8 protein-coding genes are annotated in these 9,344 nt (G+C 49.1%); 7 read left to right on the top strand and 1 reads right to left on the bottom strand.

The window, feature by feature from the left end; genetic code table 11:
* From pseG to pseI, 3 genes are all read left to right on the top strand, one after another.
* The coding region (gene pseG, locus B2X00_RS06460; protein WP_290486591.1) for a UDP-2,4-diacetamido-2,4,6-trideoxy-beta-L-altropyranose hydrolase at positions 1–829 on the top strand (829 nt) is incomplete at its 5' end.
* Positions 826–1,485: a formyltransferase family protein gene (locus tag B2X00_RS06455; protein WP_290486590.1), complete on the top strand. Its 660-nt coding sequence runs from the start codon at positions 826–828 to the stop codon at positions 1,483–1,485. The genes pseG and B2X00_RS06455, both read left to right, overlap by 4 nt.
* Positions 1,475–2,524, top strand: a complete 1,050-nt coding sequence (gene pseI / locus B2X00_RS06450) for a pseudaminic acid synthase (RefSeq protein WP_290486589.1) — start codon at positions 1,475–1,477, stop codon at positions 2,522–2,524. The genes B2X00_RS06455 and pseI overlap by 11 nt, the downstream gene beginning before the upstream one ends.
* 85 nt (positions 2,525–2,609) lie before the next feature.
* Here pseI and rpsT read toward each other — a convergent pair whose 3' ends face one another.
* Positions 2,610–2,870, bottom strand: a complete 261-nt coding sequence (rpsT, locus tag B2X00_RS06445; protein WP_071463303.1) for a 30S ribosomal protein S20 — start codon at positions 2,868–2,870, stop codon at positions 2,610–2,612.
* A 172-nt stretch (positions 2,871–3,042) separates the two neighbouring features.
* Here rpsT and B2X00_RS06440 point away from each other — a divergent pair, with 172 nt between their 5' ends.
* The 4 genes from B2X00_RS06440 to B2X00_RS06425 form a co-directional block, all read left to right on the top strand.
* A complete protein-coding gene (locus B2X00_RS06440) occupies positions 3,043–5,343 on the top strand; it encodes a sensor domain-containing diguanylate cyclase (protein WP_290486588.1) in 2,301 nt (766 codons plus the stop codon).
* Positions 5,344–5,431: 88 nt separating this feature from the next.
* Positions 5,432–6,994, top strand: a complete 1,563-nt coding sequence (gene murJ / locus B2X00_RS06435) for a murein biosynthesis integral membrane protein MurJ (RefSeq protein ID WP_290486587.1) — start codon at positions 5,432–5,434, stop codon at positions 6,992–6,994.
* 74 nt (positions 6,995–7,068) lie between these two features.
* Positions 7,069–7,995, top strand: a complete 927-nt coding sequence (gene ribF / locus B2X00_RS06430) for a bifunctional riboflavin kinase/FAD synthetase (RefSeq protein WP_290486586.1) — start codon at positions 7,069–7,071, stop codon at positions 7,993–7,995.
* 47 nt (positions 7,996–8,042) lie between these two features.
* A partial coding sequence (locus tag B2X00_RS06425; RefSeq protein WP_290486585.1) for an isoleucine--tRNA ligase occupies positions 8,043–9,344 on the top strand: 1,302 nt, incomplete at its 3' end.

Here is a 9,344-nt window from a genome sequence, read left to right as displayed (position 1 = left end):
GGTAATTATTGACCGCGAACAGCCAACACTATTGGTGGTTGATCATTACGGCATTGACCAGCGTTGGTTTGACGCGTTAACGCAGTGCCCGTCTCATGTCATTGCGCTCGATGATCTGGCTGACCGGAAATTGCCATGTGATTTATTGGTCGACCCCACGGTAGGGCGAAGCATCGATATGTACAAACATTTGCTACTCGCTCAGAGCGAAGCCCTAGTAGGCGCGCCCTATTGTTTGTTGCGCAATGAATTTCTGCAGTGGCGCGAACTGAGTCTTCAACGACGCCAGCGGGTGACCGATATTGAGCGTATTGTCGTCAGTCTTGGCGGCGTCGATGCCACCAATGTCACGACAACGGTACTCACTGAACTTGAGTGCTCTAATTTAGCATCAGGCTGTCAGATTGATATTTTAGTCGGTAGCGCTTATCCGCATCTGCATGGTTTGCAACAACAGGTTAATCAAAGTCGCTTTACTGTGTCTGTTGCTGTCGCGGTAACCAATGTCGCGGAGCGTTTAGCACACGCAGATTTGGCGATAGGCGCCGCGGGTAGTAGTGCATGGGAACGGTGTTGCTTAGGTGTGCCGACATTGATGTGTGTATTAGCCGAAAACCAAGCCGCCATTGCGACCGTACTTGAAAACCGCCAAGCGGCGATTTTAGTGCATTGCCGAGGCAGCGTAGCGGTTGGTCGGTCGCTGCAAAGCGCGTTGGCACACTGCATTGAACAGTCTCACTATTTGGAGTTGTTATCACAGAATGCGGCTAATTTAGTCGATGGTCGCGGTACGGTCCGGGTCATTGAGGCAATTAAGGGGTTATTATGACGCAAGCACTGCAAGTGAGTGTACTTTGTTCCGATCCTAATCATCCTATCCAACCACTGTTGCAGGACTGGAAAATCAAGCAACAAGAAGACGGGCATCAGGTTGAGATTGTTGAGCGTGCAAAGCACCTTCGCGGTGGCGATATATTGTTACTGATTTCCTGTGTGGAAAAAATTACCACAGATGTGCGTTCTGGCTATCAGCGAAGTTTGGTCATACATGCCAGTGATTTACCTAAAGGACGTGGCTGGAGCCCCCACATTTGGGGTCTACTAGAAGGCAAAGACCAACTGACTGTTACCTTGCTCGATGCAGCCGAAGGTATCGACGAGGGGGCCATCTATAAACAACTGCAACTCCCCGTGACTAAAGATGCACTGTGGGATGAAATCAATGCAGCGTTGTTCAGTATGGAATTAGTGCTGATGGATTGGGCGGTGGCCCATGTTTTAGCAACACAACCGCAACCGCAGGCAGAACAGCAGGCGACCTATTACCCCAAACGTACGCCTTCAGACAGTCAGTTAGATGCCGATAAAAGCATAGCAGCGCAGTGGGACCTGATTCGGGTGTGCGATCCCAACCGCTATCCAGCGTGGTTCTCCTTGCATGGGCACCAGTATAAAGTGATCGTGGAGAAGATGGATGACGAATAGCATTGAGATTGATGGGCGTCGCATTGGCGATGATGCGCCGCCTTATATTATTGCTGAAATGTCAGCAAACCATAATGGTGATATTAAACAAGCCTTCAAAATTATTGAAGCGGCAAAAGCGGCTGGCGCCGACGCGCTTAAAATTCAGACCTACCGCCCTGATACCATTACGTTAGATTCGTCCAAACCTGACTTTTGTATCAATGAGGGCTTATGGGAAGGGCGTACACTGTATGAACTCTATGAGTGGGCGCATACCCCTTGGGAATGGCATGAAGCCTTGTTTGCTCATGCAAAGCAGGTTGGCATTACGCTGTTTAGTTCGCCTTTTGATCCGACTGCAGTTGATTTGTTGGAGTCACTTGGCGCACCCGCCTATAAGATTGCCTCGTTTGAAGCAGTCGATATTCCGCTTATTGAGTACGTCGCTAAAACGGGTAAGCCGATGATTATTTCGACCGGCATGGCAGATGCCGAAGAAATTCAAGATGCGATAGATGCTGCTCGTCGGGCGGGTTGTAAAGAATTAGCGGTGTTGCACTGTGTAAGTGGCTATCCCGCGCCTGCCGCCGATTATAATTTATCGACGCTAGTTGATATGAAGCAACGCTTTGGCCAGTTGACAGGATTATCCGACCATACATTAGATAATACCACCGCGATTTGTAGTGTTGCTTTAGGCGCCGCATTAATTGAAAAACACTTCACGCTCGACCGCGAGGGGGGTGGGCCTGATGATAGTTTCTCATTAGAACCGAATGAACTCGCCGCTTTGTGTCGCGATAGTAAAACAGCATGGGAGGCACTCGGAAAGGTTGATTACGGGCGCAAATCCAGTGAGCAAGATAATTTGAAATTTCGTCGCTCGTTATATTTCGTTAAAGACCTTGCGGCAGGTGAATTGATTACTGCGGAACATGTACGAAGTGTACGCCCTGGCTATGGACTCGCACCTAAACACATTAAAGAGGTCATTGGTAAGCGTGCAACGCGAGACCTTGAGGCGAATACTAAGGTTACCCGTGGTGACTTTAGCTAATGCTCTAGCGATGAGTCAGAGGCCAATGAGAGACACAAAAAAACCGGCTCAATAAGCCGGTTTTTTGAACACTGCGACGTGTCAATTAAAGCGCTTGGATCTTAGCGTTCAAACGGCTCTTATGACGTGCCGCTTTGTTCTTGCTGATCAAGCCTTTAGTTGCGTAACGGTCCAATAATGGGGTTACTGTGGTTAAAGCTGAGGTTGCAGCTTCTTTATCTTTGCTTTCAATGGCTGCGTTTACACGTTTAAGGTAAGTACGCATCATTGAACGGCGGCTTGCATTATGGCGGCGATTTTTCTCGGCTTGAATCGCACGCTTTTTAGCAGACTTAATGTTAGCCAAGGTGAACTCCTAAAATTCGTTAACAGAACGCTTCTTTATAAAGGTCGTGGATTATGCCTAATCTGGCGGAAATGTCAACACTTAATGTCGTAGATTGTGTATTTTGAGTGACTTGCCAAACATGATTTTTTATTCGATATTGTTAACAGCTTGCAACATTTAAGGATGAGTTATGTCTGAACCGCTCCGAGTAGAGAAGATTCGTGAGTTTGGACTCTATATAGGACAAGAGGATCCTCAGTTAAATGGATTAATGAAGGCGCTCGCCGTGTGGTTAGATGTGCCTATGGCGTTCGTCAGTATCGTCGACAACGAAACCCAGTTTTTTAAGGCAAAGACCGGCTTTGATGGGGAAGAAATTGATCCCGAACCTTCGTTTTGTAATTACGTGGTGAGCAACGAAGAGCAATTGCTAATCAACGATGCGCTTAAGAATAAGCAATTTAAAGATAATCCCTATGTCACTGACGCACCGAACATCCGATTTTACGCAGGGGTACCACTTAAGCTCGACGATGTGACGGTCGGGACGGTATGCGTGCTCGATACACAGCCGCATAACTTTTCTGATGAAGAACTCGAGAGCCTGTCGCATGTCAGCGAGCACGTTAGTCAATACTTAACCTTATCGTTAAAGCACCAACAGTTGGTGCAAGAACGCTCATTTATCGATGATACGCCTGCTGCGCTGATTAAATGGCGTTATAATATGGCATTGGACCTGCAGTATGTCTCGGCCAACATGTCGACGTTGTTCAATATTCCCAGTGATCAACTCCGTGATGGCTCAAAGAGCTTTGAAGATTTCCTCGATGATAAAGGCCGCAAGGAACTCAACTTTTTACTCAGTAACCACCTCGCTGGGGTCGCCACGAGTGAAGCCCAGTTTCGTCTAATACCTGTCAAAGGACCCGAGCGCTGGGTCAAACTGTTGTCAAAAAGCTTTTATGATCCCGAGGGACGGCTTGAAAATATCCACGCCATGCTGATTGATAATACCGCTAACCGCTACTTTGAACGGCGCTTGAATGAGGCGAACCAGCAAATGCGTTTGGTATTGGAGGCGTCAGGGTTGGGTACCTGGGATTGGAACGTACCTACCGATACCAATAAAGTGAATCAACGCTGGTGTGAGTTACTCGGGATCGAGTACGCTAATTTCGACCCATCGTTGTATTTTTGGGAGAGTCTCGTTCACCCTGCCGATTTAAAGCGAGTTGAGCGCGAGTTACAAGCCCATATGGTGGGCGACACACCTGCTTTCTCGACCATTTATCGTATGCGTCATGCGCAAGGTTATTGGGTTTGGATAGAAACCTATGGACGCGTGGTCGAGCGCGATTCGGCAGGCAAAGCACTGCGCTTAACGGGGACGCACCGCGATATTACTGAAAAGAAAGAGGCCGAGCTGCTCGATAATAAGCAGCGACAACTATTAAGCTTTATTAACAAAGCACAGGCGCTCTACTTAAATGACAAAGATCTCTCTAAAGCCTGCCAAGACATTTTACCCGAGCTGATTGAGATTGCCGACAGCCAGTTTGCCTTTATCGGTGAGATGCAAAAGCGCAATGGTAAAGATGTGTTGTATATCCATGCGATATCGGAACTCTCGTGGAACGAACAAAGCTCAGAGCTGTATAAAGCGTATCTGCGCGGCGAACTATTCTTCGAGAGTTTGAACAATTTATTTGGCCGCACCATTACCTCCAACGAAGTCGTACTGACCAACGAACCCAGCCAACACGCTGCTTCCAAAGGCACACCGAGTGGCCATCCCCGTATTATGCGATTCTTGGGTTTACCGATTCGTTTACAAGGTAATGTGGTTGGCATGATAGGTCTCGCTAACAAGCTCAATGATTATGAGCAAAGTGACGCGACTTTTTTACAGCCCTTGTTAGACGCGCTAGGGGCACTGTTTTATGCGGTTCAATTGGACAAAGCACGTATCGATGCTGAGCGGCGTCTAAAAAATATGGCGATGACAGATGCGCTCACTGGGGTGCCTAATCGTCGTGCATTTATAGAGCGTTGCCAATTTTTAAATGACGAGGGTGGCGCACGCAGTGTTGCGATTCTTGATATCGACCACTTTAAACGCGTCAATGACACCTTTGGTCATGCTGCCGGCGATGCGGTGATTAAACATTTAGCAGAGTCGCTAGCGCGCAGTATTCGCTCCGACGACATGGTCGCGCGTTTAGGGGGCGAGGAGTTCGCACTGATTCTTAATAGCGAATCAAAAGATAAAGCGCATCAACGCTTAGAGGCGTTGCGGCAAGAGATCGAACAATCTCAGGTCACTTTTGATGGTGAGCAAATAGGTTACACCATCAGTATCGGGGCACTGTTTATCGCTGATGACGAATCCGCAAGCAGTGATCTCGAACAGGCGGTACTGGATCATGCTGACAAAGCACTGTATGAGGCCAAAAAATCCGGCCGTAATCGCGTTGTATGGGGCGTCTAACGAGCGCTACGTTAAGCATGCATAGCGAATAACGAACGCTTGGTATACACTGACGTTTTTCAATCCGCAGCCGTGTACAGGAGAGCTCGTGTCCAAAGCGTTGTTACGTTCCGGTTTTATTGTCAGTGCGATGACCCTGATCTCGCGCGTGCTTGGACTTGTGCGTGATGTTGTCATTGCTAATTTAATGGGTGCCGGTGCCGCCGCGGATGTGTTCTTTTTTGCGAATAAAATTCCCAACTTTTTACGTCGGCTGTTTGCCGAAGGTGCCTTTGCTCAAGCGTTCGTCCCCGTGCTTACCGAATACAAACAAGGCCAACCATTGGAGCAGCAACGGCTTCTGATAGCCCGCGTATCGGGCACGCTCGGCACCATCGTAACGATTGTCACCTTAGTGGGTATGCTTGCTTCTCCGGTCGTGGCGGCACTTTTTGGCACCGGCTGGTTTCTAGACTGGTGGAACGACGGACCGCAAGGCGAAAAATTTGTACTGGCAAGTGACTTATTACGTATTACTTTTCCCTATTTATGGTTTATCACCTTCACCGCAATGGCGGGCGCAATTCTCAATACGCTGGGTAAGTTTGCGGTAGCTGCATTTACGCCTGTTTTCTTGAATATTGCGATTATTGCTGCCGCGATTTGGCTAGCGCCTAACCTTGAGCAACCTGAGTTTGGTTTGGCGTGGGGCGTGTTTTTTGGTGGCTTGATTCAGTTTTTGTTTCAACTACCTTTTTTAAAACGCGCGGGTTTGCTCACGCGCCCACGTTGGGGTTGGCATGACAGCGGTGTCACGCGGATTCGTAAGTTAATGTTACCGGCGATATTTGGTGTTTCCGTCAGTCAAATTAACCTGTTACTCGATACGCTGATCGCCAGCTTTTTAATGACCGGCTCAATTAGTTGGCTTTATTACTCCGATCGCTTGCTTGAGTTTCCGCTCGGACTATTCGGCATTGCCATTGCCACGGTCATTTTGCCGGCGCTGTCGTCACGGCACGTTGATAAGTCGAGCGAAAACTTCGCCGCTACGCTCGACTGGGGGTTGCGCATGGTGTTATTACTGGGTCTCCCGGCAATGGCTGGACTGTTCTTTTTAGCCGAGCCCATGTTGATGGTGCTGTTCATGCACGGAGCCTTTACCCCAGCCGATGCCGAGATGGCGTCGTATAGTTTAATGGCGTACTCAGCGGGATTGTTGAGCTTTATGTTAGTTAAGGTGCTGGCGACTGGTTTCTACTCGCGACAAGACACCAAGCGGCCAGTCAAGTTTGGCATTATTGCGATGGTCGCGAATATGGTGCTCAACGTGGCATTCGCAATTCCCTATAGTTATGTCGGGCTTGCTATGGCGACCGCGGCATCCGCTGCGCTCAATGCGATCATGCTGGGTGCGACCTTACACCGCGAACGGGTGTTGATTATTCAACCTGGCACCTGGGCATTTGTCGTGCGTGTGGTCGTCGCTGTAGTGGCAATGGTCGCCGTTGTTTTATGGATGACCCCGTCGGTACAACAGTGGCGTGAAATGTCGCTTGTTGCACGACCGTGGCAATTAGCACAAATTATTGGTGTTGGCGCAGGTGCCTATTTGTTGGTGTTGCTAGGCAGTGGATTAAGACCACGTCATTTGCGCGCGCAAGAATACTGATTCTGAACGCAGCATCGGTTATAATCTCACCCGAATTATTTTTATACATTTAATTAGTGGTACTTTGTTCGGCTATGGAACTCATTCGCGGCATACACAATTTGCGCTCAGAACATCATGGATGCGTGCTCACTATCGGCAACTTTGATGGCGTTCACCTCGGCCATCAGGCGGTACTGGCGCAAGTTAAAGCAAAAGCCAGTGCGCTTGGCGTGCCCGCGGCCGTAATGACCTTTGAGCCGCAGCCACAAGAAATCTTCCAGCCCGAAAAAGCACCTGCGCGCTTGACCAACTGGCGTGAAAAATATCTCGCTTTGCGAGATGAAGCGATCGATCGTCATGTGGTGATTGAGTTTAATCGTAAATTTGCCAGTCAGCCGCCTATCGAATTTATTGAAAATGTATTAGTCGAAAAGTTGGGTGTGAAGTTTTTAGTGGTGGGCGACGATTTTCGCTTTGGCTACAAGCGTGAAGGGGACTTTGCGCTATTGCAACGCGAGGGTAAACGGCTTGGTTTTGAAGTCGTCGATACGCGCAGCTACCGTCAGCAGCAACAGCGAGTCAGCAGTACTGCGATCCGAGCGGCACTTGCCGAGGGCGACTTTGAGCGCGCCGAGAGTATGTTGGGACGTCCGTATCAAATGATGGGCAAAGTCGTGCACGGCCGTAAAAATGGCCGTACCATTGGCTTCCCCACGGCTAATATCCCATTAAAGCGGCTAAAAAGCCCACTGCACGGCGTATTCGCGGTTAAAATCAATGTAGGTCGCGCCGAAAGCACCTACCACGGTGTCGCCAACTTAGGCACGCGGCCTACGCTAAACGGCGATGAAGTCCAATTAGAAGTGCATTTATTTGATTTTTCAGGCAACCTGTACGGTCAGCACGCAACCGTGACACCGGTTGCCAAATTAAGATCCGAGCAGCGCTTTGCTTCGCTCGAACATTTAAAACAGCAAATAGAGAAAGATGCCGCTCGTGCCCGAGCACTTTTAAGTTGAACGGCCACGATAGTCAGTAAATATGCGGAAAATGGAAACAGTGACCCATGAGTGATTATAAGCACACATTAAACTTGCCTGAAACGGCGTTCCCAATGCGCGGAAACCTCGCTAAACGCGAGCCGGGCATGCTCAAACAATGGTATCAAGACGATCTCTATGGCGAGATTCGTAAAGCCAAACAGGGCAAGCCGAGTTTTATTTTGCACGATGGACCTCCGTACGCAAACGGTCAGATCCACATTGGTCATGCGGTCAATAAAATCCTTAAAGACATTATCATTAAGTCGAAAACCTTAAGCGACTTTGATGCGCCTTACACCCCAGGTTGGGACTGTCACGGCTTGCCTATCGAACTGCAAGTCGAGAAAAAGCACGGTAAGCCGGGTCAAAAGCTCGACCTGGCAGAATTTCGTAAACACTGTCGTGACTACGCGCAGACGCAAATCGACCAGCAGCGCGAAGACTTTAAACGGTTGGGTGTATTGGGTGACTGGGATAATCCTTATTTAACGATGAACTTCAAGCAAGAAGCGGATAGTGTGCGCGCGCTGGCTAAAATCATCGATAAAGGTCATTTGCATCAAGGGTTTAAGCCTGTGCATTGGTGTACAGACTGTGGTTCAGCACTCGCCGAAGCAGAAGTCGAGTACAAAGATAAAGAATCACCCGCTATCGATGTGCGCATGCCGCTCACGGATAGCGACAAAGCACTGGCGGCGTTCACCACGCCAGAAGGGCATCAAGGTCAAGGTAAACTGAGCATGGTGATCTGGACCACCACGCCGTGGACCATGCCGGCTAACCGTGCGGTAACGCTTGCCGAAGGACTTGAATACGCGTTAGTGCAAATCGAAGCCACTGACGACCAACAGGCTGAGCGTGTCATTCTTGCGAGTGACTTGGTAAATGATTGTATGGACCGTTGGGGCATCAATCACTATCACAAGCTGGGTTTCTGTAAAGGGAAAGCGCTTGAGCTGTTGCAGCTCGACCACCCATTATTTGATATCAAAGTGCCGGTGATCATGGGCGACCATGTTACCACCGAAAGTGGTACAGGGTGTGTGCATACCGCACCGGGCCACGGTGTAGATGACTTCTTGGTGGGTCAAAAATATGATCTAGAAGTCTATAACCCAGTGGGCGACAACGGTGTATATAAAGAAGATACGCCGCGCTTTGCGGGCCAGCACGTATTTAAAGCGAATGAGCCTATCATCGATGCCTTACGTGATGCAGGTAACTTGATGCACGCTGAGCGTTATAAGCACTCGTATCCGCATTGCTGGCGTCATAAAACGCCGATTATCTTCCGTGCTACACCGCAGTGGTTTATCAGCATGGAT

The organism is Idiomarina sp. UBA3162 (genome assembly GCF_002364475.1).
Lineage (GTDB): Bacteria > Pseudomonadota > Gammaproteobacteria > Enterobacterales > Alteromonadaceae > Idiomarina.
This window is presented reverse-complemented; position numbering and strand designations above follow the sequence as displayed.

Excerpts from the sequence above, each read along its gene's own strand:
- pseI (WP_290486589.1), top strand. The coding sequence starts at position 1,475 with ATGACGAATAGCATTGAGATTGATGGGCGTCGCATTGGCGATGATGCG.
- B2X00_RS06455 (WP_290486590.1), top strand. The coding sequence starts at position 826 with ATGACGCAAGCACTGCAAGTGAGTGTACTTTGTTCCGATCCTAATCAT.
- ribF (WP_290486586.1), top strand. The coding sequence starts at position 7,069 with ATGGAACTCATTCGCGGCATACACAATTTGCGCTCAGAACATCATGGA.
- B2X00_RS06440 (WP_290486588.1), top strand. The coding sequence starts at position 3,043 with ATGTCTGAACCGCTCCGAGTAGAGAAGATTCGTGAGTTTGGACTCTAT.